Source organism: Mesorhizobium sp. M0910 (genome assembly GCF_040319465.1).
In the GTDB taxonomy this organism is placed as follows: domain Bacteria; phylum Pseudomonadota; class Alphaproteobacteria; order Rhizobiales; family Rhizobiaceae; genus Mesorhizobium.
On sequence record NZ_JAMYNZ010000049.1, the window covers coordinates 1 to 826 of the forward strand.

Consider the following 826-nt stretch of genomic DNA (forward strand, 5'->3'; position numbering starts at 1 on the left):
CAAAAGTGCCGTCCGTGGTCGTGTGTCGGCTATAGTACAACCCCTCGCGCGGCTTTGGCCAAAGTGGTCCTGGTTTGTGACGGGTTTCGTCGATGAAGGCGGCATCGGCGACGCGGCGTCCGTCAATACCCTCGCCCCTACGCGCGAAGAGCAGGCCATAGCGCGCGAGATCACGGGGGGAAAGGGAGGCGCCTCCACCGAGCAACGGTATGCCCTCACGATCGCAGGCGATGTGGAAGGAGCCCTCAAGGCCCGCCCCCTCCACGATCTCGATGAGCCAGTCGCGAAGCGACCGCTTGCTCACACGCTCGACGATCCAGCCGAGCACATCGCTGCTAGCCGATTTGTAGTCCGGGCCGCCGATCCGATTGACAAGATCGTCTCCAGTGATGCCGCAGAGGATAGAACGGATCGTCAACTCAATCCCGTCATCTGGAGGCAGACGCATACCTCCAGCGGCTTCCAGGGAAATCCACTGGTCGTCATCGCTGTAATTGTTGGCGATATTCATATCAGACACCGCCCTGACGGTCGCCTCTCCATAGCCAGTGCCGATCTCGGGAAGGTATTCCTTGACCCGTCGGTCGAGCTCGAGAATACCCTCTGCGACGCACCGGCCGAGCATGATGTTGACTACCATCTTTGTGATCGACATGATGGATTGTGGCCGGTTCGGCCCGAAATCCGGAGCATAGGCCTCATAGAGGATACGATCGTCACGTGCCACGACGAAACCGGAGAAATGCGGCAACGACCGAAACCGCGCGACATCTGGTCGATCCGCGATAGTCCAGTCAATATCTTTCCTGAACGGCAGCACGCGCGG

1 protein-coding gene is annotated in these 826 nt (G+C 59.8%); it reads right to left on the reverse strand.

The features are described from left to right. Window positions 1–826 (reverse strand): serine hydrolase domain-containing protein (locus tag NKH78_RS32525; RefSeq protein WP_352885257.1); only part of this gene is annotated, 826 nt, incomplete at both ends.